The 789-nt window shown below is 59.1% G+C and carries 1 pseudogene (only partly in view); it reads right to left on the reverse strand.

The window, feature by feature from the left end:
* A pseudogene (lipA, locus tag EYQ49_04005) lies at positions 1 to 587 on the reverse strand (lipoyl synthase) (it extends 452 nt beyond the left edge of the window).
* Between the last annotated feature and the right edge of the window lie 202 nt (positions 588 to 789).

The raw sequence follows: 789 nt of genomic DNA on the forward strand, positions 1-789 counted from the left end.
GTGGCCAAATCTTCGGCGTCCCCTTGACAATCTGAAATCAAAGCTTCCACTCGGGTGCCCGGGTTAACGGCCCGCACCGTTTCAATAGTGGCTGCCATAGCGGCCGCCCCGCCATCGGGCAAATCGTCTCTGGCCACCGTGGTAATTACCGCATGAGTTAACCCCATGGACCGCACCGCTTCGGCTACCCGGCGCGGTTCGTCAAGGTCAAGGCCCTCAGGCTTTCTGGTATCGACCAAACAAAAACCGCAAGCCCGGGTGCAACGCTCCCCATTAATCATGAAGGTCGCCGTGCCGTCGTTCCAGCAATCAAAAATGTTTGGGCACCGGGCCTCTTCGCACACCGTTACCAAGTCTTGCTCGGCCATCAATGCTTTGAGCCGGCGATACTCAGGCCCCGTGTCTAACTTGACCTTCATCCACTCTGGCTTGCGCTCCACCGGTGGTGGCTCCCCCGGGCCTTCGCCACGGGTAAAGGCCGCCACATCAATAGGCCGGCCCGCCCACGCCACATCGGTACGCTCCACCGGGCCCTGCGCCCACAAGGCAACTGCTCGCTTGGCCACCAAACCAACCACTTGTTCCATGGTGGCCTCAATACCTTCAACAGCCAGAGAGGTAACCCCATAATCGCTAATGCCACAAGGCACCATGCGCTCAAAAAAACTCATGTCAGGGTCTACGTTTAAGGCAAACCCATGCATGGAACGGTTCCGGCTAAGCCGCACCCCAATGGCGGCAATCTTTCTGGGGTTCTGGCCCGTTGGGTCTACCCACACCCCGGGGTAA

The organism is Acidimicrobiia bacterium (assembly GCA_012959995.1).
Lineage (GTDB): Bacteria > Actinomycetota > Acidimicrobiia > Acidimicrobiales > MedAcidi-G1 > MedAcidi-G2B.